This is a genomic window from Burkholderia sp. Ac-20345, from assembly GCF_017104825.1.
Classification (GTDB): domain Bacteria; phylum Pseudomonadota; class Gammaproteobacteria; order Burkholderiales; family Burkholderiaceae; genus Burkholderia; species Burkholderia lata_B.
This window is the reverse complement of sequence record NZ_JAAGPO010000071.1, coordinates 1-25,904: the sequence shown is the minus strand read 5'-3', so window position 1 is coordinate 25,904 and position 25,904 is coordinate 1. Positions and strand designations below refer to the sequence as shown.

At 67.5% G+C, this 25,904-nt stretch carries 22 protein-coding genes and 1 pseudogene; 7 read left to right on the top strand and 16 right to left on the bottom strand.

The annotated features are described in order from the left end of the window. The first annotated feature begins 627 nt into the window (after window positions 1-627). Window positions 628-2,361, top strand: a complete 1,734-nt coding sequence (locus G3O06_RS24420; protein ID WP_174972999.1) for a S53 family peptidase — start codon at window positions 628-630, stop codon at window positions 2,359-2,361. Between the two features lie 106 nt (window positions 2,362-2,467). On the opposite strand, the gene G3O06_RS24415 is transcribed toward G3O06_RS24420, so the two are convergent. The 5 genes from G3O06_RS24415 to G3O06_RS24395 form a co-directional block, all read right to left on the bottom strand. Next, window positions 2,468-3,886 (bottom strand): MFS transporter, encoded by a 1,419-nt coding sequence (locus G3O06_RS24415; RefSeq protein ID WP_174917493.1) that lies wholly within the window; start codon window positions 3,884-3,886, stop codon window positions 2,468-2,470. Window positions 3,887-4,107: 221 nt separating this feature from the next. Then, window positions 4,108-4,944, bottom strand: coding sequence for an ABC transporter permease (locus tag G3O06_RS24410; protein WP_027791109.1), 837 nt, complete (start codon window positions 4,942-4,944; stop codon window positions 4,108-4,110). A gap of 37 nt (window positions 4,945-4,981) precedes the next feature. Beyond that, window positions 4,982-6,238, bottom strand: coding sequence for an ABC transporter permease (locus G3O06_RS24405; RefSeq protein ID WP_205817778.1), 1,257 nt, complete (start codon window positions 6,236-6,238; stop codon window positions 4,982-4,984). A gap of 102 nt (window positions 6,239-6,340) precedes the next feature. Continuing rightward, entirely contained in the window at window positions 6,341-7,387 is a 1,047-nt protein-coding gene (locus tag G3O06_RS24400; RefSeq protein ID WP_089453390.1) for an ABC transporter substrate-binding protein, read from the bottom strand. 77 nt (window positions 7,388-7,464) lie between these two features. Next, window positions 7,465-8,571 (bottom strand): ABC transporter ATP-binding protein, encoded by a 1,107-nt coding sequence (locus tag G3O06_RS24395; RefSeq protein WP_174972995.1) that lies wholly within the window; start codon window positions 8,569-8,571, stop codon window positions 7,465-7,467. 108 nt (window positions 8,572-8,679) lie between these two features. On the opposite strand from G3O06_RS24395, the gene G3O06_RS24390 reads away from it, so the two are divergent. Next, window positions 8,680-10,203, top strand: coding sequence for a PLP-dependent aminotransferase family protein (locus tag G3O06_RS24390; protein ID WP_089453391.1), 1,524 nt, complete (start codon window positions 8,680-8,682; stop codon window positions 10,201-10,203). Window positions 10,204-10,239: 36 nt separating this feature from the next. On the opposite strand, the gene G3O06_RS24385 is transcribed toward G3O06_RS24390, so the two are convergent. The 5 genes from G3O06_RS24385 to G3O06_RS24365 all read right to left on the bottom strand — a co-directional run bounded on the left by G3O06_RS24385 (window position 10,240) and on the right by G3O06_RS24365 (window position 15,876). After that, window positions 10,240-11,274, bottom strand: a complete 1,035-nt coding sequence (locus G3O06_RS24385; RefSeq protein WP_205817769.1) for a lipase secretion chaperone — start codon at window positions 11,272-11,274, stop codon at window positions 10,240-10,242. Window positions 11,275-11,277: 3 nt separating this feature from the next. Then, window positions 11,278-12,372 (bottom strand): triacylglycerol lipase, encoded by a 1,095-nt coding sequence (locus G3O06_RS24380; RefSeq protein WP_205817768.1) that lies wholly within the window; start codon window positions 12,370-12,372, stop codon window positions 11,278-11,280. A gap of 228 nt (window positions 12,373-12,600) precedes the next feature. Beyond that, complete coding sequence (locus G3O06_RS24375) at window positions 12,601-14,733, bottom strand: TonB-dependent copper receptor (protein WP_205817767.1); 2,133 nt, start codon at window positions 14,731-14,733, stop codon at window positions 12,601-12,603. A gap of 82 nt (window positions 14,734-14,815) precedes the next feature. Beyond that, on the bottom strand, window positions 14,816-15,184 hold the full coding sequence (locus tag G3O06_RS24370) for a DUF2946 domain-containing protein (RefSeq protein ID WP_205817766.1): 369 nt from the start codon (window positions 15,182-15,184) through the stop codon (window positions 14,816-14,818). A 155-nt stretch (window positions 15,185-15,339) separates the two neighbouring features. Next, entirely contained in the window at window positions 15,340-15,876 is a 537-nt protein-coding gene (locus G3O06_RS24365) for a cytochrome b (RefSeq protein ID WP_174917485.1), read from the bottom strand. A gap of 225 nt (window positions 15,877-16,101) precedes the next feature. Between G3O06_RS24365 and G3O06_RS24360 the strand changes: the two genes are divergently transcribed. After that, window positions 16,102-16,740: a Pr6Pr family membrane protein gene (locus G3O06_RS24360; RefSeq protein ID WP_205817765.1), complete on the top strand. Its 639-nt coding sequence runs from the start codon at window positions 16,102-16,104 to the stop codon at window positions 16,738-16,740. A 48-nt stretch (window positions 16,741-16,788) separates the two neighbouring features. Here the strand turns inward: G3O06_RS24360 and G3O06_RS24355 are convergent, their stop codons facing one another. Continuing rightward, window positions 16,789-17,520: a peptidoglycan DD-metalloendopeptidase family protein gene (locus G3O06_RS24355; protein ID WP_205817764.1), complete on the bottom strand. Its 732-nt coding sequence runs from the start codon at window positions 17,518-17,520 to the stop codon at window positions 16,789-16,791. Between the two features lie 425 nt (window positions 17,521-17,945). Here G3O06_RS24355 and G3O06_RS24350 point away from each other — a divergent pair, with 425 nt between their 5' ends. Then, window positions 17,946-18,266, top strand: coding sequence for a hypothetical protein (locus tag G3O06_RS24350; RefSeq protein ID WP_174917482.1), 321 nt, complete (start codon window positions 17,946-17,948; stop codon window positions 18,264-18,266). A gap of 118 nt (window positions 18,267-18,384) precedes the next feature. On the opposite strand, the gene G3O06_RS24345 is transcribed toward G3O06_RS24350, so the two are convergent. The 4 genes from G3O06_RS24345 to G3O06_RS24330 form a co-directional block, all read right to left on the bottom strand. Continuing rightward, entirely contained in the window at window positions 18,385-18,729 is a 345-nt protein-coding gene (locus tag G3O06_RS24345; protein ID WP_043177725.1) for a DUF4148 domain-containing protein, read from the bottom strand. Between the two features lie 200 nt (window positions 18,730-18,929). After that, window positions 18,930-20,342, bottom strand: a complete 1,413-nt coding sequence (gene gndA / locus G3O06_RS24340; RefSeq protein WP_043177729.1) for an NADP-dependent phosphogluconate dehydrogenase — start codon at window positions 20,340-20,342, stop codon at window positions 18,930-18,932. 95 nt (window positions 20,343-20,437) lie between these two features. After that, complete coding sequence (locus tag G3O06_RS24335; protein WP_205817763.1) at window positions 20,438-21,079, bottom strand: DUF938 domain-containing protein; 642 nt, start codon at window positions 21,077-21,079, stop codon at window positions 20,438-20,440. Next, entirely contained in the window at window positions 21,076-21,972 is an 897-nt protein-coding gene (locus G3O06_RS24330) for an NAD-dependent protein deacetylase (RefSeq protein WP_205817762.1), read from the bottom strand. The genes G3O06_RS24335 and G3O06_RS24330 overlap by 4 nt, the downstream gene beginning before the upstream one ends. Before the next feature lie 1,033 nt (window positions 21,973-23,005). Here G3O06_RS24330 and G3O06_RS24325 point away from each other — a divergent pair. Then, window positions 23,006-23,737, top strand: coding sequence for a GNAT family N-acetyltransferase (locus G3O06_RS24325; protein WP_205817761.1), 732 nt, complete (start codon window positions 23,006-23,008; stop codon window positions 23,735-23,737). A gap of 23 nt (window positions 23,738-23,760) precedes the next feature. Here G3O06_RS24325 and G3O06_RS24320 read toward each other — a convergent pair whose 3' ends face one another. After that, window positions 23,761-24,159, bottom strand: coding sequence for a lysozyme inhibitor LprI family protein (locus G3O06_RS24320; RefSeq protein ID WP_205817760.1), 399 nt, complete (start codon window positions 24,157-24,159; stop codon window positions 23,761-23,763). Window positions 24,160-24,359: 200 nt separating this feature from the next. Between G3O06_RS24320 and G3O06_RS24315 the strand changes: the two genes are divergently transcribed. Beyond that, the gene (locus G3O06_RS24315; protein ID WP_205817759.1) at window positions 24,360-25,319 is read left to right on the top strand and encodes an LLM class oxidoreductase; all 960 of its coding nucleotides are present in this window, start codon (window positions 24,360-24,362) and stop codon (window positions 25,317-25,319) included. A 301-nt stretch (window positions 25,320-25,620) separates the two neighbouring features. Next, window positions 25,621-25,904: pseudogene (locus tag G3O06_RS24310) on the top strand (mechanosensitive ion channel protein); the annotation flags it as partial.

Here is a 25,904-nt window from a genome sequence, read left to right as displayed (position 1 = left end):
CGATGGTTATGGATTGAAGGATATCCGCTGATCGACGCGCGTCAAGGCGGAATTTCGCGCACGACGCCGCGCGATCTTGCGCGGGCCTGCTGTCCGCCGCGCCGGCGCATGCACGCCTCAGGATTCGAGCGTTTCCTCTAATCCGCAGTCGCCGCATGCGATCCGAAAGCAGCCCGCAAGACTGCCGGAAGCACCGTTCCACAGTTCGGGAATCGTTTGCGGTCGACCAGCCCCTCTTTTGTGCACGCGCGACTCCGTTCCTGTCGTGTCGCTTCGTTTGACCACATAGTGCAACGCAGCACGTTGCAACGACCGGTCGCGTGCGATGCGTTCACGGGACGATCCGCTCCACGATCGCGCACGTTCCGGCGTCGCGACGAGCGACTCGTGCGTGCGAACGTCGCGCAATGCCGCGCCACCGTGTCGCGAACCGGTTCCGTTCGATTCGCCCGCGATCGCATGCACGCATGACGCAGCGCATGCGCGCGCCCGCGCCGATGTCAGAACTGACAGCTATGGAAAATGGCAGCTACCTGAACGGCAGCGACGCCCTACGCTCGTCACCGCTCGCGATCCCACAAGGGTCGAGGGCTCCAGCAACGTCGTCTCTCCTAAAAAGGACTCCCGATGAAAAGGAACGCCTGGTTTGCCCTGCCCCTGCCGTCGCCCCGCCGCCTTGCGTGCGTGGCACCGCTCGTGTTCGCCGCCGCTGCGGCGCACGCGGCGACGGACTGGGTCGACACCCATACGAAGGCCTTTCTGACCGGCCCGCAGTTGATGGCGCGCAGCGCGGCGCCGTCGCTCGAACTCGCGGCCGGCGAAACGACCGACGTCGTCGTCAGCCTGAAGCTGCGCAATGCCGCGCAGCTCAAGCAACTGTCGCGCGACGTGAACCGGCCGGGCAGCGCGCATTACCGCCAGTACCTCACGCACGAGCAGTTCCTCGCCAATTACGCGCCGACCGAAGCGCAGGTGAAGTCGGTCGTCGACTATCTGCACAAGAGCGGCTTCGTGAACGTCGAGGTCGCACCGAACCGGCTGCTGGTATCCGCACGCGGCACGGCCGGCACCGTGAAGTCCGCATTCAACACGTCGCTCGTGCACTTCGAATACGCGGGTCACTCGGGCTTCGCGAACACATCGACCGCGCAGGTGCCGCGCGCACTCGGCGACGTCGTCGGCTCGGTGCTCGGGCTGCAGAGCGTCGCACACGCGCGGCCGCTGCTGCACATCGGCAACGTGTCGAAGCCGCAGGCGCTCGCGGCCGGCACGGCGACCGGCCACTATCCGAAGGAATTCCCGGGTCTCTACAACGCAACCGGCGTGCCGACCGCAGCCGGCGTCACCGTCGGCATCATCACGATCGGCGGCGTGTCGCAGACGCTGCAGGACCTGAAGCAGTTCACGTCGAGCAACGGTTACGGCACGGTCTCGACGCAGACCATCAAGACCAACGGCTCGGGCGGCAGCTACACCGACGACCAGGACGGCCAGGGCGAGTGGGATCTCGACAGCCAGTCGATTGTCGGCTCGGCCGGCGGCCAGGTCGGCAAGCTCGTGTTCTATATGGCGGACCTCAACGCGAGCGGCAACACGGGCCTCACGCAGGCGTTCAACCGCGCGGTGTCGGACAACACCGCGAAGGTGATCAACGTGTCGCTCGGCTGGTGCGAGACCGACGCGAGCGCGGACGGCACGCTCGACGCCGAAGAACAGATCTTCACGACCGCCGCGGCACAAGGCCAGACGTTCTCCGTTTCGTCGGGCGACGAAGGCGTGTACGAGTGCAACAACCGCGGCTATCCGGACGGCTCGAACTACACGGTGTCGTGGCCGGCATCGTCGCCGCACGTGCTCGCGATCGGCGGCACGACGCTCTACACGACGTCGTCGGGCGCGTTCTCGAACGAGACGGTGTGGAACGAAGGGCTCGACGGCAACGGCAAGCTGTGGGCGACGGGCGGCGGCGTCAGCACGATCCTGCCCGCGCCGTCGTGGCAGTCGGGCAGCAACCGCCAGTTGCCGGACGTGTCGTTCGACGCCGCGCAAAGCACGGGTGCGTACATCTACAACTACGGCCAGTTGCAGCAGATCGGCGGCACGAGCCTCGCCGCACCGATCTTCACGGGCCTCTGGGCACGCCTGCTCGCAGCGAACGGCACGGGCCTCGGCTTCCCGGCCGGCAAGTTCTACGCCGACATTCCGTCGAACCGGTCGCTCGTGCGCTACGACGTGGTGTCGGGGAACAACGGCTATCAGGGGTATGGCTACAACGCAGGCACCGGCTGGGATTACCCGACCGGCTTCGGCAGCCTGAACATCGCGAACCTCAACCAGCTGATCAAGTCGGGCGGGTTCTAAGCGAAGCGTGAAGGCCGGCGCGCGGCGGTGGTTCGTTGCGCGCCGGTTCGAGACTTTCCCGCGATCGTAGTCAGGTCGTCAGCTTGCGGCGCAACCGCGCACACCCCTACTCCGTCGCCCGCTCGCCCACGCGCTCCGACGCGGCCGGCACACCAGCACGATGCGACGGCGCAAAGAGCCGCAACCCGCTCGCGACGCTCGCGGCCCCGGCGAAGCCCGCGCCGAGCATCAGTGCGAGCGTCGGCCCGTGGCGCCCCGCGATCCCGAACGACAGCGCGACGAGCGCCGCGCCCGTCGCCTGCCCGATCAGCCGCGCGGTCGCGATAATCCCGCTCGCGCCGCCGCTGCGCTCGGGCGGCGCGCTCGACATCAACGCCTTCAGGTTCGGTGACTGGAAGAAGCCGAAGCCCGCGCCGCACAGCATCATTCGCCAGCCGATGTCGATGACGCCCGGCGCCGCCGGCAGCGCGGCGAGCGACACCATGCCCGCGCTCAGCAATGCCAAACCGATCGCACCGAGCAGGCCCGGCGGATAGCGATCCGACAACCGGCCCGCGATCGGCGCCGCGAGCGCGACGATCACCGACCACGGCGTCATCAGGAATCCCGTCTCGACCGCATTGCGATGCAGGACGGTTTCGAAATAGAACGGCAGCGACACGAACGCGAGCCCCTGCGCGGCGAACGCGCACACGGCGGTCAGCGCGGACAGCGTAAACACCGGCCGGCGAAACAGGTCGACCGGCAGCATCGGCGCCGGATGCCCGGCCTGGCGGCGGATCAGCAGCCAGCCGAATACGAGCGCGACCGCAGCCATCGCGAACACGACGGAAAGCGGCCCGCGCTGCGCGAATTCGCCGAGCGCGAAGATCAGCGACGCAAACGTGATCACGTTGAACAATGCGGCGACCGGATCGAACGCATGCTTGCCGCGCGCCGTCTGCGGCAGCGACGGAATCGCCACTGCAAGCGCGAACACGCCGAGCGGCACGTTCACCGCGAACAGCCACGGCCACGCGGCGACCGACAGGATCAGCGACGCGATGGTCGGCCCCACCGCGAACGACACGCCGACCACGAGCGCGTTGAAGCCGACGCCGCGCCCGAGCCGGTGTGCAGGGAACAGGCCGCGGATCAGCGCGACGTTGACGCTCATGATCGCGCTCGCGCCGAAGCCCTGCACGATCCGCGCGGCCGTCAGCATCGGCAGCGTCGACGCGAGCGAGCAGCCGAGCGACGCGAGCGTGAACACCGCGAGCCCGGCGATATACACGCGCTTGTGGCCGACGATGTCGCCGAGCGATGCGAACGGCAGCAGCGTCGCGACCATCGCGAGCTGGTAGGCGTTGATGATCCATACGGACGCGGCCGGCGATGCATGCAGGTCCGCGGCGATCGCGGGCAGCGCGGTGTTCGCGATCGCGGTGTCGAGCGTCGCGAGCGCAACGGCCAGCAGCACCGCGGACATCGCGCGCCAGTTGACGGCCGGCTCATGCGCGCCGGCGGGGGAAGCGAATTCGGACAAGATGAGGCTCGGCTGACGAGCGACGCGTTGCGCCGCGTCGCGGATTGGACTCGCGGCGGCGTTCCGGACGCACCGCACGGAACGCGCGCCACCGCGCCCCGTATTGTTGCAGAGCCGCATAGAACGTGCAGGCGGCCGCCTCGTCAGTCAGCGAAATGAAAGAAAGTGCGTAGCCGTGCAGGACGCGCGGCAACGCAGGCGCAGCGAACCGGCCCGCCGGGTCAGCTCACCGCGCGCCGCGCATTGCGTCCGCGCAGCCATTCGAGCGCCAGCAGCAGGCTCGTCGAGAAGATGATCAGGATCGTGGCGAGCGCAGCGATCGTCGGGCTGATGTTCTCGCGGATTCCGGTGAACATCTGGCGCGGCAGCGTCGTCTGGTCCGCGCCCGCGAGGAACAGCGTGACCACGACTTCGTCGAACGACGTCGCGAACGCGAACAGCGCGCCCGACATCACGCCCGGCGCGATCACCGGCAGCGTCACTCGGAAGAACGTCGACACCGGATTCGCGCCAAGCGACAGGCTCGCGCGCACGAGGTTCTGGTTGAAACCTTGAAGCGTTGCGGCAACCGTCGTCACGACGAACGGCACGCCGAGTGCCGCGTGCGCGGCGATCAGCCCCGTGTACGTGTTCGCGAGCCCGAGCGGCGCGAAGAACAGGTACATGCCGACGCCGACCACGACGACCGGCACGATCATCGGCGACAGCAGCACGGCCATCAGCAGCCCCTTGCCTCGGAAGTCCGCCTTCGTGAGACCGATCGCGGCGAGCGTGCCGAGCACGGTCGCGACGACGGTCGCCGACGGCGCGACGATGAAGCTGTTCTTCGCGGCCATCCGCCACTCGTCCGATGCGATCAGGTTCTCGTACCAGCGCATCGAGAAGCCCGGGATCGGATAGACGAGGAACGTGCTCGACGAGAACGACAGCGGCACGATCGCGAGCACCGGCAGGATCAGGTACAGCAGCGTCAACACGACGAGCACGCGCAGCGCGACGTACCACGCGCGCTCGACGAACGACATGTGCGGCGCGAACAGCGGCCTGGCGAGTTTCATGGTCGGATTCCCTTTCCCGTTTCGTTGCGCGCGGCGCTCAGCCGAGGCTCACGTTCGTGCGCGTGAAGCGCCCGTACACCGCGTACAGCACGAGCGTCGCCGCGAGCAGCAGCCCGCCGAGCGCACACGCCATGCCCCAGTTGATCGTCACGTTCGTGAAGTACGCGACGTAGTAGCTGACCATCTGGTCGTTCGGCCCGCCGAGCAGCGCGGGCGTGATGTAGTAGCCGATCGCGAGGATGAACACGAGCAGCGCGCCCGCGCCGACGCCCGGATAGGTCTGCGGCACGTACACGCGCCAGAACGCGGCGAACGGATGGCTGCCGAGCGACACGGCCGCGCGCTGGTAGGTCGGCGGGATCGACTTCATCACGCTGTACAGCGGCAGGATCATGAACGGCAGCAGGATGTGCGTCATCGAGATGTACACGCCGACGCGGTTGAACAGCAGCGTCAGCGGATGCGAGATCAGCCCGCTGCCGATCAGCGCCGTGTTGATGAGCCCTTCGCTCTGCAGCAGCACGATCCACGCGGCGACGCGCACGAGCACCGACGTCCAGAACGGAATCAGCACGAGGATCATCACGAGGTTCGCGCGCCGCTCCGACAGCGTCGAGATCCAGTACGCGAGCGGATAGCCGAGCAGCAGCGCGAACAGCGTGACGGCGACGCCGATCACGAATGTGCGGCCGAAGATCGCGAGGTAGATCGACTGGTCGGGATCGGCCGGCACGACGTGGCCGAAGCCATCCTGCTTGTGGTCGAGCGCGGCGAGCAGGTAGAACGGCGAATACACGCTGCCGTTCTTCGCGATCGCCTGCCAGTACGCGGCATCGCCCCAGCGCGAATCGAGCGCGACCAGCTTGTCGCGCGTCTGCGCGGGTGTCAGTGCCGCGTCGTTGTCGCCCTTCAGCGGCATCGCGCGCGCCGTCTTCGCGACGAGCGAGCGATAGCCGGGAATCTCGGTGTTCAGCCGCCGCGCGAGCGCACCCATCGCCTCGCTGTCGGCCACCTTCGTCATGTCGGCCGCGAGCGCGGCGTACGCGGCGTCGGCCGGCGGCGCCTTGCGGTCCCAGCCCGACAGCGCCCTGACCGTGTTCGGCAGCGCTGCGGCGATCTCGGGGTTCTGCACCGCACGCGTCAGCAGCGTGCCGATCGGCACGACGAAAATCAACAGCAGGAAAATCGCGAGCGGCGCGACCAGCAGCAGTGCCATCGTGCGCTTGCGGGCCTCGGCGGCCTTCAGCTCGCGCTTGAGCGCGGCGTTCGACGGCGAGGAAGGCGCGATCGTCATCGTATTCAACGGTTCTCTCCGGCCGGGCACGTTCCGGCGGAATGCCGCGCGACGCGATCGACGCGTCGCGCGGCCGGTTGCATCAGGACACCTGAACGGCTGTTACTTCGTCGCCCACGCGGCGAAACGCTGCTCGAGCTCGTCGCTGTGGTCGGTCCAGAAGCCGATGTCTTCCAGCACGGCGTTCTTGCCGTTGGCCGGCGAGTTCGGCAGGTTCGCGAGCGTCTTCGCGTCGAGCGACTTGATCGCCGCGATGTTCGCCGGACCATACGCGATGTGCTGCGCATAACCCTGCTGCGGCTTCGGCGTCAGCGTGTACGCAATGTACTGCTCGGCGAGCGCCTTGTTCGGCGAGCCCTTCGGAATCGCCCAGTAGTCGAGGTCGTAGATGCTGCCGTTCCACACGACCTTCAGGTTCTTGCCTTCCTTCTGCGCGGCGTCGATGCGGCCGTTGTACGCGGTCGACATCACGACGTCGCCGGCGACGAGGAACTGCGGCGGCTGCGCGCCCGCTTCCCACCACTGGATGTACGGCTTCAGCTCGTCGAGCTTCTTGAACGCGCGATCCTGGCCGGCCTTCGTGCCGAGCACCTTGTAGACGTCCTTCGTCGCGACGCCGTCGGCCATCAGCGCGAATTCGAGGTTATAGCGCGCGCCCTTGCGCATACCGCGCTTGCCGGGGAATTTCTTCACGTTCCAGAAATCGGCCCAGCCCGTCGGCGCCGACTTCAGCTTGTCCGCGTTGTACGACAGCGCCGTCGACCACACGAAGAAACCGACACCGCACACCTGCGGCGATTCCGGAATCAGGTCGGACTTCTTCGCGATCTTCGACCAGTCGAGCTTCTCGTACAGCCCTTCGTCGCAGCCGCGGTTCAGGTCGCCCGACTCGACTTCGACCACGTCCCAGTTGACGTGCTTCGCCTCGACCATCGCCTTCACTTTCGCCTGCTCGCCGTTGTATTCGACAGCCGTGACCTTGTTGCCGGTCGCCTTCTCGAACGGCTGGTTGAACGCGGCCTTCTGCGCGTCGCCGTTCGCGCCGCCGAAGTTGACGACCGTGAGTTCGGCAGCCGATGCCGATGCGCCGACGACGGCGAGCGCCAGTGCCAGCGCAGTGCGCCGTGCTGTAAAGCTTGCTCGGTTCATGGTGGTTCCTCTCCTCTCGTGGTGGAAGTGGGCAGTTGTTGTTGACGACGTGCTACGGAAAATCGGGAAAACCCTGCTCAAGCGAACACGCGCAGGTGCTCGGGTGCGAACGCGAGCGCGACCGGTGCGCCGGGCGAGAACGCATCGATCGCGCCGGTGCCGAGCGGCACCTTCACGAAGCATTCGTCCTGGCCCGGCAGCGCGCAGCGCATGCGCACGTGGTCGCCGAAATAGATGAGGCTGCGCGCCTCGCCGCTCAACTGGTTGGCGGCTGAGCCGTTCGCGTGCCCGTTCGCGCCGTGTGCGGCAAGGCTCATGCGTTCGGGGCGAATGCACGCAACGGCGGGCGCACCCTCGGCCGCATCGCCGATGCGGCGGCCGACGAGCTTCGTGCCGTCGTCGAGCCGGAACTCGCAGAATTCGCCGTCGACGCGCGCGATGGTGCCGCGCAGCCGGTTGCTGTCGCCGATGAAGTTCGCGACGAATTCGTTGCACGGCGATTCGTACAGGCGGTCGACGGTGTCGAGCTGCTGCACGATGCCCTTGTCGAACACGGCGACGCGATCGGACATCGTCAGCGCCTCGCCCTGGTCGTGCGTCACGTACACGAAGGTCACGCCGAGCTTTTCGTGCAGCGCCTTCAGTTCGTACTGCATGTGTTCGCGCAGCTGCTTGTCGAGCGCGCCGAGCGGCTCGTCCATCAGCACCAGCTTCGGCTCGAACACGAGCGCGCGCGCCAGCGCGATGCGCTGCTGCTGGCCGCCCGACAACTGTGCCGGATAGCGTTTCGCGAAGCGCTCCATCTGCACCATCTTCAGCGCATGCGCGACGCGCTCCGCGCGCTCGCCGGCCGGCAGCTTGCGCACGGTCAGCGGATACGCGACGTTCTGCTCGACCGTCAGGTGCGGGAACAGCGCGTAGTTCTGGAACACCATGCCGATGTTGCGCTTGTGCGGCGGCACGTTGTTCAGCAGCTCGCCGTCGAGGCGGATCTCGCCGCCGGTCGGGAATTCGAAACCGGCCAGCATCATCAGGCAGGTGGTCTTGCCCGAACCCGACGGCCCGAGCAGCGTCAGGAATTCCCCGCGGTGGATATCGAGGTCGAGCGATTTGACGACGAGCGTTTCGCCGTCGTAGGTCTTCCGCACGCCGCGAAAGCTGACGATCACATCATCGGACTTCATCGTGGCTGTCCCCTTGCTTCGCGACAATTGATTTTGAGATGCGAGCCACTATACGGTGCTCACGGTTCTACAATAGGGAACCATTTCAATATTACTAGTAGGACCACTTTGGATACCGTGATCCTCGCCGACTGGCTCTCTGCCCGGCTCGACCGCAGTTCGCCCGAGCCGATGTACCGGCAGCTGCTGCAGCAGATGCAGCAGGCCATCCTGACCGGGGAATTAGGGCCAGGAACAAAACTGCCCAGCTCCCGCACGCTCGCGGCCGACCTGTCGATCGCGCGCAATACCGTGCTGCACGTGTACGACCAGCTGACGGCCGAAGGCTACGTGCTGACGACCACCGGCAGCGGCACCTATGTGGCCGACACGCGGCCGGACACCGCCGCGATCCACGTGCCCGGCGCGGCGCCTCCGCCGTCGAGCGCCGATGAACCGCCGTTGCCGGACGCGCAGGGCAGCCTGTCGATGCGCGGCCGGCAACTGATCGAGCATGCGGGTGTGTCACGACGCCAGTGGGGGGCGTTCATGCCGGGCGTGCCGGACGTGTCGGAATTCCCGAGCCGGACGTGGAGCCGCCTGCAGGCCCGGCTGTGGAAGGAAGCGAACCCCGAGTTGCTGACCTACGCACCGGGCGGCGGCTACCGGCCGTTGCGGCGCGCGCTCGCCGATTACCTGCGGGTCGCGCGCTCGGTCAAATGCTCGCCGGACCAGGTGATCATCACGACGGGCATCCACCAGTCGATCGATCTCGCGGTGCGGCTGCTGTCCGACATCGGCGATCGCGCGTGGGTCGAGGAGCCGTGCTACTGGGGCGTACGCAGCGTATTGCAGGCGGCCGGCCTCACGCTGACGCCGGTGCCGGTCGACCAGGAAGGGCTCGACCCGCGTGCCAGCGACATGCAGCATCCACCGCGGCTCGTGCTCGTCACGCCGTCGCATCAGTACCCGCTCGGGATGGTGATGAGCCTCGCGCGGCGCCGGATGCTGCTCGAATATGCGCGCCAGCACCGCTGCTGGATCATCGAGGACGACTACGACAGCGAGTTCCGCTACGGCAGCCGCCCGCTCGCGTCGCTGCAGGGGCTCGACGACGGCGGCCGCGTGATCTACGTCGGCAGCCTCGGCAAGATGCTGTTCCCCGGACTGCGGATGGGCTACATGGTCGTGCCCGAGCACCTGGTCGACACGTTCCGCACCGGGCTGTCGGAGCTGTATCGGGAAGGCCAGCTGATGCAGCAGGCCGTGCTCGCCGAGTTCATCATGGACGGCCACCTGACTTCGCACGTCAGACGAATGCGCACGCTGTACGGCGAGCGCCGGCAACTGATGATCGACGCGATCCGCGCGCGCTTCGGCGACGCGCTGCCCGTGATGGGCGACGAGGCAGGCCTGCATCTCGTGCTCGGCCTGCCCGACGCCTGCGACGATCGCGCGGTCACGCAGAGCGCGTTCGATGCGGGCGTGATCGTGCGCCCGCTCACCAGCTACTACAGCAGCCTCGACACCGCGCGGCGCGGCCTGCTGCTCGGCTATGCGTGCGTCGCGCACGAAGGCATCGGGCCCGCGTTCGACACGCTCGCGAACACCATCGAGCAACACCTGCCGCGGGACCTCACGCGCGCGGCATGACCGCGATCATGCGCCGCGCCGCCCGCGCGTCCCACACTACCGCGCGCTGCCCGCCCCGCGATCGAGCGAAGCCGCGCGCACGGCTTCGCCGGGCTTCGTGAACACGCGCTGCCGCAGCGCGGCGACCTGCGCGTCGCGATCCTGCGGCGACAGGCCGGCCGACTCGATCTGCGCACGCTGCACCGCATAGTCCGCGTAGCGGCTCTGCCACGACGCGTCGTCCTGCTGCATCTGCGCGACGCGCGCGGCGGCTTCGGGGCCGAGCGTCTGCGTCAGTTGCGCGCGCATTGCATCGGGCGTCGCCCCGCTCTTCTGCAATTGCGCGATCTGGTCGATCGCCGCGCGCTGCCGGTCGATGCGCTGCTGCGCGGCGCGTTCGTCGGCCGGCATCTGCTGTTCGAGCGCCGCGAGTCGTTCGGCCTTCTGCGCATCCGTCAGCGTGGGATCCTGCGCGATCTTCAGCCGCGCGAGGTCGTAGCGCTGCCGCCACTGCTCAGCGCCGAAAAACGGCTGGCTCCAGTCGCCAAGCGTGCGGTACGCGATCGACGCGCGTTGGTCGAGCGCGAGCTGCAGCGCGCCCAGGTCGGACTTGTCGACCGCACCGGCATCGCGCAGTTTCGCGAGTGCGTCGAGATACGCGCGATACCGGTGCCACACGTCGAGCGCCTCGACCTGCGCCACGGTGCCGTCGAGCTGCGCGGCAATCTCGCGCACGACGAACGCATCGAGCGCGGCCGCACTCAGGTCGCTCCGTGCGGTCAGGCAGTAGTCGAAGAAATCGCGCACCGCGCGCGACTTCGCAAGATGGCCGCCAGCATCGAGCGGCAGCCGTGGCGCGCTGGAGCCGGCGAGTGACGGCGGCAAGCCCGCGCTCGCCGGCACGGCGGCCTGCGGTGGCGCCGCAGCCAATCCGCCTGGCGCCAGCGCATCCGGCGACTCACCGGCAGTGCCCGCTCCACGATGCCAGCCCGCGCCGCTCCACATCGCGACGCCGGCAATCGCCGCCAGCCCCACGACACCATAGACCATGGCGCGCCGCGCCAGCGGCGCGCGCCCTTCACGAGCCGCCATCGATTACACGCCCGCCAGCTTCAGCCGGTTCGCATGCGTACGGATCACCGCGACCGGATCTTCCGCATACGCGCCGCGCACGCCGAGCAGCTGGTTGATCTCGTCGAGATGGTTCCACTTGTAGCTCGTGCTCAGCACGTTGCCGTACAGCGCACTGCACTTCGACACGACCCCGTCGTTCTGCCCGGAGCTGCGGTTGATCATCACCGTGCCCGTGCCGAACAGCGCGAGCGTCGACAGGTCGAGTGCGTTCGCCGGATCGACGACCGGAATGGTGCTCGTGTCCGTCGCACCCGTGACACCGAACAGCGAGAGCGTCGGCTGGATCGCCGTGCCGGCCCACGAGTACAGCAGATGCGTGTTGCCGCCGACGGTTTCGGTCGGCGCACCGGTCTGGCAACTGCCCGGCGCACCCAGGCCTGCACTCGGGTAGTTCTGGTTGTAGGTGGCGGCCCGTGCGGTGGTCAGCGTCTGCAGTGCGGCGAGCGCGTCCTGGTTCGTGTTGTGGGTGCTGCTCGTTAGGATCCCGAACACATTGACGAACGCGGCGATCACCGTTGACGAAAGCCCGGTCGGATCGTACGCGAGCACGTTCTGCACGAAGTCGGCGAACTCGGAGCCGCGATGCGGCGTGCCGATCGTCGTCACCGACGCGACGAGATCGGGCGCGACGGCCGCGACATAACGCGACGAGAGGCCGCCCTGGCTGTGACCGACGAGATTGACCTTGGTGGCGCCCGTCGCCGCGAGCACCGTCTTCACGTAAGCGAGCAACTGTTCGCCGCGCCCGTTCGGGCCATCGTCGCTCTGGAAACCCGACAGGTTCGCAACGTAGACGGTCGCACCGTTCTGCTGCAGGTCTTCCTGGACGCCGTACCAATACTCGAGCACGCCGGCGTACTTGTCGGTACCTGTGAGCCCGTGCACGAGAATGATCGGATAGCGCGTCGCCGCGTAGTTGTCGGCGGGCGCGGTCGCCGCCACTGCCGCGTGCGTCGTCGCAAACGTCATCACAGCGGTCGCCCCCGCGAACGGCGCGACGCTCATCGCGCATGCCACTGCCCCTGCCACAACCCTGGAACGCATCGTTTTGGCCATGCATGTTCTCCTGATTATTGTGCTGCCGGTGCGAATGAAGCCGGATCGACACGCACTATGCGTCGCAAACATCGCGACCACCGTGTGCGTCGAATGCGGGAGTGAATCACGACTCGCGAACGTTTGCGCCCTGACTAGACACGGTTCTCTAATCGGTTGACGCGCCCCGCCCGTTCGGGCGGGGCCGCGTTCATGCGTGCGCATGCTGCAACGCACACGCGCGATGCGTTACAGCTTCGCACTCACGCGCACCCATGCGGTCCGGCCCGGTTCCATCACCGGCGAGTTCGCCGGATAGCCGAAGCCCGCATTGCCGGCGAGGTTCAGGTGCTCGGTGTAGGCCTTGTTCAGCACGTTGTCGACGCCGACCGAGATCTGCACGGTCTTGCTGACGTTGTACTGCGTATGCAGCGAAAGCACACCGAATCCGGCGCTCGGGCCGAAGTCCTTGCCAACCACGTTGCCCTCGTTCAGTGCATAGCGATGCTGCGGCGCAACGATGCGCCACAGGCCCCCCGCCGACCACGCGCCACGCGTGTATTCGAGCCCGATGCGCGCCTCGAGCGGCGGCATCTGCGGCAACGGATCGCCGCTTGCCACGTTGCGCCCCCACGCATACGCGAGCGACGTCTCGACACGCAGCGGCGAAACCGGTTTCCACGACACGCCCGCTTCGCCCCCCATGATCTGCGCATTGACGTTGGTTGCCTGCGTGGTCGGGCCCATCATGCCGGCCGCGTAGTTGAACAGGATAAAGTCCTGCACGTAACCCGCGTAGGCCGACACCCATGCATCGAGCCGGTCGCTCTTGTATTGCGCGCCGATGTCGAGCTGCGTGGTCTTCTCCGGCTGCACCGCCGAAAACGCGTTGACCGACCCGGCCGGCCCGCGCTTCGCGGAAAACAGCTCCCAGTAGTCGGGATAGCGTTCCGTATGGCCGACACCCGCGTACCACGTGACGGGCAGCGATGCGAGATCGCGCTCGTAGCGGATGAAGCCGCTCGGCAGCACGCGGGTGCGATCGTCGTCGAAGGTCGGATTCGGCTTGCTCTTCATCATGCCGCTCGTCGTCGCGCGCTTGTCGCTTGCGCTCGCATAGTCGATGCGCGCGCCGCCGATCACGCGCGACACTTCGCTCGCATACCAGGTCAGTTCGCCGAACACGCCCGCATTCCACATCGTCGCCTGCGCATCCCACGGCTTGTCGCCGTAGTTCTGCCGCCCCATCGCCGAGCGCGAGTCGAGCCGGTTCGATTGTGCATCGACGCCCGTCACGAGCTTGAAGTCGTCGGCAAAACGGAACGTCGCGGCCGCGCGTGCGCCGAACGTGCGACGCCGCACTTCCGACGCCATCCGCATCGGCATGCTGCTGGTCGGGTCCGGTTGCCGCAACGTGTAGTTGTCCATCACATGATCGGCTTCGTTGTAGTACACGCGTGCCTCGATCCGGTCGAGCACGTCGCCGAGATGCTTCTTGTCGAACGACAGGCCGAACGTCTCGCGGCGGAAATGCGCACCGTCCATCCCGCGCCCCGCATAGCGCGCATAGCCGTCGCCGGTGCCGGCGGTCAGCTCGACGCGCGTGTGGTCGTCCGGCATCCAGCCGAGCGCCGCATCGGCGTTCCACTTGTCCCACTGCGACGGCACGGTGTTGCCGTTGCCGTCCTTGTAGTCATGCGAATGCGCGTGGTTCGCGGTCACGCGGCCATAGACGTCGGGCGTGCCGGCCGTCACGTCGATGTTCTGGTCGTTGCGGCCGAACGACCCGCCGACCAGGCTGCCCTCGAAACGCATGCCGGGCTTGTCGAAGCGCGGCGTCACGCGCTCGAACATCACGGTGCCGGCCGACGCGCCGGGACCGTACAGCACGGTCTGCGGCCCCTTCACGACGGTGACCTTGTCGTAGCTTTCCGGTGCGATGTACGACGTCGGCGCATCCATGCGGCCCGGACATGCACCGAGCGTCGACATCCCGTTCGCCAGGATGTTCAGCCGCGAGCCGAACATCCCGCGCAGCACGAGGTCGCCGTTGGTGCCGCCGCTGCGGATCGACGTGAAGCCGGGGATCGTCTTCAGGTAATCCGCACCGTCGCTGGCAGGCAGCGGCTGGCGCGGGGTCTTCGGATCCGTGACGACGACGAGCGGTGTCGACAGCGGCGATGCGACGACTTCGATGGCCGGCAACGGCGCGGCCGTATCGTCGGTCGGCGCGCTAGCCACGCGCGCCGTTTCGGCGGCCGCGGCGCTCGCGGCCAGTGCGCCGGCTGCGAGCGCGGGAACGGTGAGTTTCAGCACGCGCGGCATGCGCCGCGCACAGGCATTGCGTGACGCCCGCGGCGCACGCAACTGGAAAATGGTCATGATCGAAAGCCCGAGTGACGCCCTCCACGCGGCCTCGACGGGCCGCACGGATATCGGCGGTGAATGGAACGGAAACAGCGCGTCAGGCGCGCTCGGGCGGGGCGCGCGGGTACGCGCGCGGATAGCGGTCGGTGCGCGCCGCGACGGCAGGCGGCGTGACGGCGGAAACGGAAACGACGGGAACGGAAGCGAGTGCCGCGGCGGCAGGCCCGCCGATCGCGGGGCTGTGCGCGAAGAAACCGCAATAGCCGCACGCATCGAGATGCAGCGCATGATCGTGCATGCGGCCCGCATCGGGCGACCGATGCGCGCCATGCTCTGTACTGCAGACGATCGAGTCAGGCGTGGCCGCCTGCGCGACGCGCCACTGCGACACCAGCGGCGCCGCGATCGCGAACCAGATCGCGAGCACGCCAAGCCAGGCGGTCAGGTGACGATGTCGGTGCAGCATGCGCGGCGGCAAGTAAGCGGAATGTAAAAACAGCCGAGATGTTACAGAATGTTTAACGCGATGACCAGCGCGGATGTCGGTAAACGGACCGGGGGCGCATGGTTGTCAACACAACCATGCGCCCCCGCCTGCTGCATGCCTCCCGACCGCGCCGGTCAGGGCGCCATGCGCCGCAGCACGTCGTCGCGCCGGATGAAATGATGGTAGAGCGCGGCCAGCGCGTGCAGGCCGATCACGAAGTAGAACGCGTTGCCGATCAGCTCGTGCGCTTCCTTGATCGTCGGCCGCAGCGCCTTGTCGGGGCCGAACAACGTGAACGACACGCCGAGCCAGTCGAGCGACACCGGCTTGCCGCCCAGGTTGATCATCATGATGCCGAGCAGCGGCTGCGCGATGATGAACACGTAGAGCGCGACATGCGCGAGCGTCGAGAGCCAGCGCAGCAGCACCGCTTGCTGAATGGCTGCCGGCACGCGGCTGACGGCTCGCCACAGCACGCGCAGCACCGACAGCACGAGCACGAGCGTGCCCGCGGTGAGATGCACGTTCATCCAGAACACCCGGCTGTCGCTGCCTTTCGGCCCGCGGATCTCGATGGCCAGGTAGGCCAGCGCCACCAGCAGGAACACGACCCAGTGGAAGAAGATCGCGGGCGAGCTGTAGCGCGTCTGTTTCGCGAGGATGTTTCTCATGCTTCGTCTCGTGTTGTATGCGGGGGTGAGCGCGTGCGGCAATCGGTCAGCGCCCGGAAAAGCTGCCCCGATTGTAGCCGCACGTGCGTCCGGTTTTGCACGACGCGCGCAAATATCCGACGAATCGTCCACGCGCGCCGCACGGCGCACCATATGGAAAGTCCGCATCGCGCGCCCGGACGGCTGTGGCACGATGGAGCTTTGGTGCGACGGCACGCGGGCATCATGAGCAAGGCGTTCTTCGTTGCGGCCTATCGGCTGACCGCCGCGTTGCTCGCGGTATCCACCACGCTGCACAGCGTCGCCGACTACTGGCACCTGCCGGGCTTTCATCTCGGCAACTACCTCAGCTACTTCACGCAACTGAGCAGCCTCTACGCGGCCGCGATGCTCGCCGTCGGGCTCTGGCGCATCGCGCGCCCCGGCTCGGCCCGCTACGAATCGATGCGAGGCGCCGCGGTGCTGTACGTATTGATCACCGCGATCGTCTACGAGCTCCTGCTCGCGCGGCTCGATGCGCTGCGCCACGTCACGCCGGCGTTCAACAACTGGGTGCTGCACCGGATCGTGCCGCTCGTCGTGCTGTGTGACTGGCTGTATGTGGAGCCGCGCCTGCCGATCCCGTGGCGCAGCGCGTTCGCGTGGCTCGGCTTCCCGATCGTCTATCTCGGCTATACGCTCGTGCGCGGCTCATTCGAGAACTGGTATCCGTACCCGTTCGTCGATCCGCGGCCGCACGGCTACCTGCCGGTCGCGATCCAGTGTTCGCTGATCGCGCTCGGCGCGGCGGGGCTCGCACTGGGCATTCGCTGGCTCGGCAATCACGCGAGACAGTCCGGCACGGTGACGCTCAGGAAAGGTTGAAGGCGGGAGCGTGTGCGCCGCCCGGCGCACACGGGATGATGCGGGCGGTCAGCCGCCGTTGCGCGGCAGGAAGTTCATCGGATCGACGACCTTGCCGTTCTGGCGGACTTCGAACTCGAACGTCGAGCGACCGCTTGCGTCGGTGCCCATTTCGGCGACCGGCTGGCCCTGGCGCACCGCGTCGCCTTCGTTGACGAGCAGTTTGCCGTTGTGTCCGTAGGCCGTGATGAGCCCGTTCTCATGCTTCAGGATCACGAGCGGGCCGTAGGCCTTGACGCCCGATCCGGCGTAAACCACACGCCCGGCCGCCGAAGCCCGCACCGAATGGTCGGGCCCGGATGCGACGATCACGATGCCGCGCGTCTTGCCTGCCGAGAACGGCGTCGCCACGACACCGGTGGCCGGCCATGCGAGCGAACCCGGCTGCGCGGCCGCGGGCGGCTGCCCGAGCGACGTCGCAGCAGGCGGCGGCGCGACGCGCAGCACCTGGCCGGGATACACGGCATCGCTCGGCGCCATGTGGTTCCAGCTGGCCACGTCCTGGACGCGCTGCCCGTAGGCGTTCGCGACGCCCGCGAGCGTATCGCCCGGATTCACGCGGTAATAGCCGGCGATCACGCCCGGCGTTGCGGCCGACGTAGGTGCCGGCTGGCGCGCCGGCTGCCAGCTGTCGGTCCACGGCGTCATCGTGCAGCCCGTCAGCGCGATGGCCGCGGCAACGAGGGCCGCCTGCGGCAGCCAGCGCGTCAGCGCATCGTGGATGGGAATAGTTTCTCTCAAGGGTCCTCCCGGATTTGCGTCGTTGCGTCGCCCACCGCCCCCCGGCGCGCGACGCACGATGTCCGGCCGGACGGCCGGACCAACCAGTATCCGACCGCTCTCGCGGCCGTCAGTTTCCACAGCGGAACGTCGGCGCGAATGGGCTCACCGGCCCCTTTTTCGCGTCGTCCCGATCGGCAAAGATACCATTTGTGGCGGTCAAGGCCGCGTCAGGTGCCCGATCCGGCAACAATCTTGCGGCGTCGCACCGATGTGCCGGCGGCCTGCAAGCCTCGTGGCACGGGCCGCCGGGCGGGCCCGCCGCGGATTTTCCGCATGCCGCGCCGCCCTCGCGGGCCGTATCGATCCCGTCACATTCTCCCCTTCGATCGCCACCTATACTCGGTGATGCACTGCGCGATCCAACGACAACGAGGAGCATGACCATGAACAACGCGATGTTTCTTTCCGTGCAGCTCAACGCCGACGATTTCTCCGGTTCCAGCGGCCTGGTCGAATTGCTCAACCGGCACCTGCTGTTCGCGACCGACGTCGCCGAGGCCGCCGATGCGCTCGTCCAGCTGGCGAGCGTCGCGCATATGACCGGCGCCACGCGACACAGCGTCGAGCTGCCGGTCCTCGCGATCGAGCGGCTGCGCGATGCACTCGACACGTTGAGCGGCTACGACGAAACGTGGCTGCAGGTGCTGGAACCGGCCGAAGCGCTGTTCCGGGATATCGGGCGCGGCAGGCGCGCGCTGCACTGAACTGACGGCTGGCGCGACACGCGCGCCGCCAATGAAAACAGCCCGCCGTTCCGGATGACGGAACGGCGGGCTGTTCGTACTTCAGGGGCCGGATCAGGCCGCCGAGGCGGCCAAACCATTAACGACCCTTGTAGATCGGAGCGTCGTCAGCGATGCGCTTGACTTGCCAGCCGGTCTTGGCCTTGGCCGGTGCGCCGGATTCTTGTGCGGCGGCCGGTTGCGCGCCGTAGCCGGTCGTGTCGGCAGCGGCGACGTTCTGTTGCGGGTTCAGGCGGGCTTCAGCAGCCTGGATGCCTTCCGGGTAGTTCGTACGGTCGCTGCCCAGCTTGTAGCCAGCCTGTTGCACGGCAACCAGGTCAGCCTTGACCTGTGCACGGGTGACGGGCGCGTTCTGTTGGGCGAACGAGACGGCGGGAACGGCGAGGACGGCAGCTGCGGCGAACGTTGCGATCAGCGATTTCATGATTACCTCCGGGATTTTTTTGCTCCGCCGCACACACCATGTCTGCAGCGATGGAACAGAGTTTAGTCCCGGCGTCCCCTAGGGAAAACCATGAAACAACGAAAACACTGTTTCCCCGGAGCTAACAATGTCGGCATCCGGGATAGAGAAACCCTATTCATAGAATAGATTTTCGCAACAATGCTGTCCCCGCCAGCCGGTTACGACCAGTTCGCGTGGAAGCTGCCCGGCTTGTCGGTACGTTCGAACGTGTGCGCGCCGAAGAAGTCTCGCTGCGCCTGCACGAGGTTCGCCGGCAGCCGCTCGGAGCGGTAGCTGTCGAAGTACGCGACCGCCGACGCGAACGCCGGTACCGGTACGCCGGCCTTCACCGCGGCGACCACGACGTCGCGCAGCGACGCCTGGTAGTTCGCGGCGATGTCCTTGAAGTACGGATCGAGCAGCAGGTTCGCGAGCGCCGAATCCTTCGCGTACGCGTCCGTGATCTTCTGCAGGAAGCGCGCGCGGATGATGCAGCCCGCACGGAAGATCTTCGCGATCGTCCCGAGATCGAGGTTCCAGCCGTACTCCTCGGACGCCGTGCGCAGTTGCGCGAAGCCCTGCGCGTACGAGATCACCTTGCTCAGGTACAGCGCGCGGCGCACCGCTTCGACGAACGCGGCGCGATCGCCGTCGAACGGCGCGGCGGCCGGGCCCGACAGGACCTTGCTGGCCGCGACACGCTCGGTCTTCAGCGACGACAGCACGCGCGCAAACACCGATTCGGTGATCAGCGGCAGCGGCACGCCGAGATCCAGCGCATTCTGGCTCGTCCACTTGCCGGTGCCCTTCTGCGCGGCGCGATCGAGGATCACGTCGACCAGGTGCTTGCCGGTTTCCTCGTCCTTCTTGCCGAAGATCTTCGACGTGATCTCCATCAGGTAGCTGTCGAGTTCGCCCTGGTTCCATTCGGTGTACACCGCGCCGAGTTCGTCGTTGGTCAGGCCCGCGACGTCCTTGAGCACCGCATAGCTTTCGGCGATCAGTTGCATGTCGCCGTACTCGATGCCGTTGTGGACCATCTTCACGTAATGACCCGCACCGTCCGGGCCCATGTACGCGACGCACGGCTCGCCGTCCGACGGCGCCTTGGCGGCGATCTGCTTGAGGATCGGCTCGACGAGGTCGTACGCGTCACGCTGGCCGCCGGGCATGATCGACGGGCCGCGCAGCGCGCCCTCTTCGCCGCCCGACACGCCGGTGCCGATGAAGTGCAGGCCCGATTGCGCGAGCTCCTGGTTGCGGCGGATCGTGTCGGTGAAGTGCGTATTGCCGCCGTCGATCAGCACGTCGCCCTTCTCGAGCAGCGGCTTGAGCGACGCAATCGTCGCATCGGTCGCTTCGCCGGCTTTCACCATCATCAGGATCCGGCGCGGCGTTTCGAGCGACGCGACGAACTCCTCGAGCGTATAGGTCGGCACCAGATTGCGGCCGGGGAATTCGGCGATCAGTTCGTCGGTTTTCTCGCGGCTGCGGTTGTACACCGACACCGCGTAACCGCGGCTCTCGATATTGAGTGCGAGATTGCGGCCCATCACCGCGAGCCCGATCACACCGATTGCTTGTTTGCCCATTAGTCAATTCTCCGGAAAAAACGGGGCGCGACCCGAGCCGGGTCGCGCACAGGCGAAAGGATAGTGGAAACCCGGCGGTGCTGCGCGCTTCCGTGTCACTGCTCCGCGTGCGGCAGCCGTCGGAACACGACGCTCAGGTTGTTCGCCGGCATCTCGACCACCTCGATGCAGTCGAGCCCGCGATCGAGGCCGAGCGCGACGACGGTCTCGAGATCGCGCACGCCCCACGACGGGTCGCGGCTGCGCAACTGCAGGTCGAATGCTTCGTTCGACGGCGCCGTATGCCGGCCCTCGCGGCGATACGGTCCGTACAGGAACAGCACGCCGCCCGGCCGCAGCAGGCGCGACACGCCCGCGAACAGCGCTTCGGTGCAGGCCCACGGCGAGATGTGAATCATGTTGATGCAGACGACTGCATCGAGCGCGTCGACCGGCCACGATGCGTCGCGCACGTCGAACGCGAGCGGCCCGGCAACGTTGGCGAGGCCCGCATGGGCAACCCACGCGGCGATCGAGCGCCGTGCCTGCGTGTCAGGATCGCTCGGTTGCCACTGCAGGCCCGGCAGCGCCTGCGCGAAGTGGACCACGTGCTGCCCCGTGCCGCTCGCGATTTCGAGCACGCGGCCGCTCGCTGGCAACACGCGGCGCAAGACATCGAGAATCGGCCCGCGATTGCGTTCGGCCGCCGGCGCCGACAGCCGCGCGGACGGATCGGGAGAAGATGTCGGGCCGGTCACGATGCCTGCTCCGGGGCGTGGCCCGCGAGGCCCAGCCGCGCAGTCAGCGCGTCGAGCGCGGGTGCGCAGCGCGCCTCGACCTTCAGCGTCAGCATCGGATCGGCGCGCGTATGGCCGAGATTGAGCGCGGCGACCGGCTTGTGCTGCGCCTGCGCCCACACGCAGAAGCGGTAGCCGGAATACACCATCAGCGACGAGCCGACGACGAGCAACGCGTCCGCCGCATCGAGTGCCTGCGACGCGAGCGCCACACGCTCGCGCGGCACGTTTTCGCCGAAGAACACGACCGCCGGCTTCAGCAGCCCGCCGCACGCGGGGCACGCCGGGATGCGGAACGTATCGAGCGCGGCCCATTCGAGGTGCGCGTCGCCATCCGCGGCCGGCTCGGCCTCCGCGCCCAGCAGTTCGGGATTGTCGGCCTCGAGCATGACCTGGATCGTCGCGCGCGCATGATGCGCGCCGCAATCGAGGCACGTGACGCCGTCGATTCCGCCGTGCAGCTCGATCACGTCATCGCTGCCCGCGCGCTGGTGCAGGCCGTCGACGTTCTGCGTGACGAGTCGCTCGATCCGTCCCGCACTGCCGAGCCTCGCCAGCGCAACGTGCGACCCGTTCGGCCGCGCGCGGCCGACGACGGGCCAGCCGATCATGCTGCGCGCCCAGTAGCGCCGCCGCGCGGCATCGGAGCCGAGGAATTCGTGGAGCTGGATCGGCGGCGAGCGCATCCATTGGCCGTTGCGGTCGCGATAGCCGGGAATGCCGGAGTCGGTGCTGATGCCCGCGCCGGTCAAGACCAGCAGACGCGGATGACGCTCGACGAACGTGTGCAGCGCATCGAGTGCGGCCGGATCGATGTCGGCGGTTGAAAGGTCGTGCAGGGCTTTGTCGTTCATGTTGGCAGCGTGATCGGGCGCGCCGGCAAGCCGTGCGCCCGCACGGGCGGCCAGCCACGCCAGCACATGATACAGAACGCCGCGCGATCGGGCCGAGGGCCAGTGTCGCAAACCGGCGCACAAAAAAAGACGCCCATCCGCCACTCGGCGATGGGCGCTTCAACAATTGATCCATCGGGGTAGTGGATCAACTGACAGCACAATTTCGCGGCGTCCGCCCGGCTGCGGGCGGCGAACGCTTCCCCTGGACTACATGTGTTCGGCGATGCCGAATGCATCGATGCGCGGCAGCCTTTCCGGTGCGATCCGGCTCGGCCCCGTCGCGCCGACGCGATGCACGGCGCGCACACGCATACGCCGCGCGACGACGACTCGCGTTGCGCGCGGCAGCTTGAAAATCCGGGATCCGGGCCGGGCCATCCACAGGCATTCACGGTTCATCCCCGACGGCCGACTGGCACCAGTCGGCCTCGTGCGCCATACCTGCACGTCGTCGTTCAGAACAAACCCGATTGCTCGGATGGAACGGAAAGCCGCGCGCTCACGTCGCCTCGATAAACGGCGAAGCGAAAAACCCGGCAGGTCGGCGATTCATGTTTGCAACACGACACGTTGCGATTCGGTCTGTTTTCATTCTCTTGTCCCCGTCTCCGATACGTCCGACCCACTGAAGCGATCGCCGGACCGACTGCGTCCGCGACCGCGCTCACGGCCCATACAGATATGCAAGGAGCGCACCATGCTGCACGCCGCAAGGCCGCGCGGGCCGATTCGGGGCCATCGACGCGAATCACGCACCGCCAAAAAGCGCGAACGTTTCGAAACTGAAACGCCTGCCGGATCGGCGGCCGGCGGCCCGGCACGCCGTCATGCTGCGCCCGCCCGGCACACTTGGGCAGCGCGGCGTTGCATCCGCGCGCGATCGACGATCGGCTTACAATCGCCCCACAGTGCCGCATGAATGGGCGCGCGGCCGCGTCCCGGTATTCGTCGCGCAGCGCGCACCACCTGACCGGAGCCCCTTACTCGACGCATGCCTGACGCCAACGACTGGCTGGATATCGACTACCGCACACTGTTCCGGCTGCATCCGGATCGCCGGATCGAACGCGAGAACGATCCCGACTGCTCGCCCGGGCCGCGCTTCTGGCTCGGCCGATGCGCGGACGGCAACCTGGCGGGCGTACGCGCCGACGTGCCTCCCGCTGTCGCAGACGAGCTGGCGCGCCTGGCCGACAGCGAACCGCCATCCGCGGACCGCATGCCGCCCGCGCATCTCGAACGCTATCTCGTGCTGCTCGCCCCTGTCGCACACTGGAATATCGGCCTCGTCTACGCACTGCCGCACGCAAGCGGTTTCGACACCGACACACGCGCCGCACTGATCGACGGCGACAGCGACGCTGGCCGGCATCTGATGCATTCTCTGTCCACGCACGGGATGCCCGAAGGCCTGTTCTCGATGGGGTTTCGGAGCGCCGCCGATCTGTGGGCGCCGTGGTGCGCAGCCGTCGTCGACGGAGAAATCGCATCGGTCGCATTCGCCGCGCGGCTGTCCGCGGTCGGTGCCGAACTCGGTCTCGCGACGGCCCCGGCATTTCGAGGGCGTGGCCTCGCGGCGGCAGTCACCGCAGCGTGGTCGCGGCTGCCGTCGCTTCAAACGCGCACGCTGTTCTACAGCACCGACCGCGACAACCGCGCGTCACAGCGCGTGGCGTCGCGCCTCGGCCTTACGCTGCGCGGCACGACGCTGCGGGTGGTATAGCGCGCCGGGGCCGGTGCAACGCGTCAACGAAAGGCTTCGATCACCTTGACGCGACGCTCGGTTGCGTCGACGAAGCAACTGTCGACCTCCACGAGCCCGAGCGTGCCGCCCGCGTCGGGCTGCCGCGATTCGGCGCAGGCGGCGTCCCGCGCCTTGAGCCAGCGGCGCTCGTCGTTGCGCAACCTCGCCTTGCCCTGCTCGTCCAGGCTCGCCATCTTCGTCTTGTAGACGGCATTCAACCGTTTGTCGGCCGCGTCGTATTTCAGCCCGAGGCAATTGCGGATGTCGGCCGTATAGCCCGTTTGCTCGGCGGTCTTGCAGATAGCGGCGCGTTCCGCATCGCTCGCGAGCGCACCGGACACAACCGCGCAGAGCATTGCGCCCGCCGCCAGACCGATCACCGTGTGTTGAAGCGCGTTCATCCGGATTCGTTGTTTTCAATATCGGAAGGCCTCCGATTATGCCCGGCCCGCCGCCCGCATGGCCCTCGTTGCCTCGACGTCAACCGGTCACGCTCGCTCGGTCACTGCACATGCCGTGCCGCGCAACCGGCGTCCAAACACGCTAGCATTCGGACACGCAACGTCGCGCGTTCACTTCGCACCGCCTCCAAGGATTCGACATGTCCACGCCCGCCCCTGCCCGCCCCGACGTCGCGCATCGCGTCTTTTCGGACGGACGGTTGTCGATCGGCCTCACGCTTCCGCTGCTTCGCACCGGCCATATCGTCGCCGACTTCGACGAGCAGCTCGACCTCGCGGCGCTGGCCGACACGCTCGGCTTTCGCGCGCTTTGGATTCGCGACGTGCCGTTGAACAGCGCCGACTACCCCGACCCGGTCGGCCACCTCGACCCGTGGGTCCTGCTCGGCGCGCTGGCATCACGCACGCGCCGGATCGCGCTTGCCAGCGGCGCGATCGTGCTGCCGCTGCGTCATCCGCTGCATATCGCGAAAGGTGCGCTGTCGGTCGCGACGCTGTCGGGCGGCCGCTTCCTCCTCGGGCTCGGCTCCGGCGACCGGCCGCCCGAATACGCGGCGTTCGGTGTCGATGCGGAGACGCGGCGCGACCGGTACCGCGCGCACTGGGACGTCGTCGCGGCCGCGCTCGGCGTGCCGTCGCGCGTGCTGCCCGACGAAACGCCGCCCGATGCGCCCGAATTCACGCTGCTGCCGCGCGGCGCCGACGCGGTGCCGATGCTGGCAGTCGGCTCGGGCGGGCAAAGCGTCGACTGGATCGCACGGCACTCGATCGGCTGGATGACGTACCACCGCGATCCGGACACGCAGCGCGCACGTTATTCGATGTGGCGCGCGGCGGTCGACCGGCTCGCGTCGCCCGCCTTTCGCGCGTTCGGCGTGTCGATGCGGCTCGACCTCGTCGCGGATCCCGACGCGCCGGCCACCGCATTGCCGCTCGGCTATGCAACCGGACGACGCGCATTGATCGACCTCCTGCAGGACATGCGCGCGGCGGGCACGCATCACGTCACGCTGAATCCGGGCTCGGACCGGCCCGTTCGCGAAGTCGTCGAAGAAATCGCGGAACACGTGCTGCCGGTTTTTCACGACGGGCAAGCGTGATTCGGAAGGATTCCAGATTAATCTGATGTGACGCGTACATCGCTCACCGTTGCCGACAAGCCGTTACTACAAATAACTTACATTCCGGCAATTGAGAAGCCGCCGCCTATCCGAGACTGCCTACAGTCTGCGTCAGACACATGACTGCGCAAGCGCACCGCAAACGCCCGCGCCGTGTTGTGTATGCCCGATTCGAATGATCATCGATGGAACTATTCGGTTCCGATCGCAATCATGTTAACTTCCGTCCATCGTTCAGCCCGGCGGGCCGCGCGCCGATGCGCACCCGCATGCCTACTCCATGCGACATTTCCTCCTCGGCTGGCTGCTTGCCGCCGTCGTCTCGGCCGCCCACGCGGCCGCTCCCGTCCCTGCCGCCGCGTCAGCCGCGTCCGGCACCGCGCCCGCGCTGACACCGCAACAGGCGCAGCAGGCACTCAATGTGCTCGAGAATCCGCGCGCTCGCGCGCAGGTCGAAACGACGCTGCGTGCCATCGCGGCCGTCGGCGCGCTGAGCGCGCCCGCGGTCGCGGCAAGCGACGCGGCTGCGGCCAGCGGCGCGTCGGCTGCCGCGGCCCCAGCCGG

Bases quoted from the DNA above. Each gene is read 5' to 3' on its own strand.
- G3O06_RS24420 (WP_174972999.1), top strand. From the start codon at position 628: ATGAAAAGGAACGCCTGGTTTGCCCTGCCCCTGCCGTCGCCCCGCCGC.
- G3O06_RS24410 (WP_027791109.1), bottom strand. From the start codon at position 4,944: ATGAAACTCGCCAGGCCGCTGTTCGCGCCGCACATGTCGTTCGTCGAG.
- G3O06_RS24405 (WP_205817778.1), bottom strand. From the start codon at position 6,238: ATGACGATCGCGCCTTCCTCGCCGTCGAACGCCGCGCTCAAGCGCGAG.
- G3O06_RS24400 (WP_089453390.1), bottom strand. From the start codon at position 7,387: ATGAACCGAGCAAGCTTTACAGCACGGCGCACTGCGCTGGCACTGGCG.
- G3O06_RS24395 (WP_174972995.1), bottom strand. From the start codon at position 8,571: ATGAAGTCCGATGATGTGATCGTCAGCTTTCGCGGCGTGCGGAAGACC.
- G3O06_RS24385 (WP_205817769.1), bottom strand. From the start codon at position 11,274: ATGGCGGCTCGTGAAGGGCGCGCGCCGCTGGCGCGGCGCGCCATGGTC.
- G3O06_RS24380 (WP_205817768.1), bottom strand. From the start codon at position 12,372: ATGGCCAAAACGATGCGTTCCAGGGTTGTGGCAGGGGCAGTGGCATGC.
- G3O06_RS24375 (WP_205817767.1), bottom strand. From the start codon at position 14,733: ATGACCATTTTCCAGTTGCGTGCGCCGCGGGCGTCACGCAATGCCTGT.
- G3O06_RS24370 (WP_205817766.1), bottom strand. From the start codon at position 15,184: ATGCTGCACCGACATCGTCACCTGACCGCCTGGCTTGGCGTGCTCGCG.
- G3O06_RS24365 (WP_174917485.1), bottom strand. From the start codon at position 15,876: ATGAGAAACATCCTCGCGAAACAGACGCGCTACAGCTCGCCCGCGATC.
- G3O06_RS24360 (WP_205817765.1), top strand. From the start codon at position 16,102: ATGAGCAAGGCGTTCTTCGTTGCGGCCTATCGGCTGACCGCCGCGTTG.
- G3O06_RS24350 (WP_174917482.1), top strand. From the start codon at position 17,946: ATGAACAACGCGATGTTTCTTTCCGTGCAGCTCAACGCCGACGATTTC.
- G3O06_RS24345 (WP_043177725.1), bottom strand. From the start codon at position 18,729: ATGAAATCGCTGATCGCAACGTTCGCCGCAGCTGCCGTCCTCGCCGTT.
- gndA (WP_043177729.1), bottom strand. From the start codon at position 20,342: ATGGGCAAACAAGCAATCGGTGTGATCGGGCTCGCGGTGATGGGCCGC.
- G3O06_RS24330 (WP_205817762.1), bottom strand. From the start codon at position 21,972: ATGAACGACAAAGCCCTGCACGACCTTTCAACCGCCGACATCGATCCG.
- G3O06_RS24325 (WP_205817761.1), top strand. From the start codon at position 23,006: ATGCCTGACGCCAACGACTGGCTGGATATCGACTACCGCACACTGTTC.
- G3O06_RS24320 (WP_205817760.1), bottom strand. From the start codon at position 24,159: ATGAACGCGCTTCAACACACGGTGATCGGTCTGGCGGCGGGCGCAATG.
- G3O06_RS24315 (WP_205817759.1), top strand. From the start codon at position 24,360: ATGTCCACGCCCGCCCCTGCCCGCCCCGACGTCGCGCATCGCGTCTTT.